The following is a 342-nucleotide window of genomic DNA, read 5'->3' as shown; positions in this document are numbered from 1 at the left end:
AGGTTGCGTTGACCGACAAATTGCTGGTAACGCCCGTCTTTGAACAGCGGTGACAGCAGCTGTTCCAGGTTGTCCGTGTCGATGGGGCCATTTTTCCGTGCCATGATATGTAAGAGGTAGGTCTGATCGGGGGTATCGGACACCAGGAACCTGCCCCTGTCCTCGGGATGGTCGTTCAGGTGACTCTGAAGATAGGAGCGGCTGATTACGGCCACTTCGGCCAGTGACGGTCGGTCTGCCTTGATCAGTTCAAGATTGCGGCTGTGGCTGTGGGAAAACTCGATGCTGAACCGCTTCTCAAGCTCGGCGTTATCCGTGGACAGGCCGGCGAAGCCATAGTGA

The 342-nt window shown here is 56.4% G+C and carries 1 protein-coding gene; it reads right to left on the bottom strand.

The genetic code is table 11. The annotated features are described in order from the left end of the window. The coding region (locus tag BIU96_RS18075; protein WP_217642295.1) for a hypothetical protein at positions 1–342 on the bottom strand (342 nt) is incomplete at both ends.

The organism is Curtobacterium sp. MCBA15_008 (assembly GCF_001865065.1).
GTDB lineage: Bacteria > Actinomycetota > Actinomycetes > Actinomycetales > Microbacteriaceae > Curtobacterium.
The sequence above is the reverse complement of the archived record's forward strand: the minus strand, read 5'-3'. Positions and strand labels throughout refer to the sequence as shown.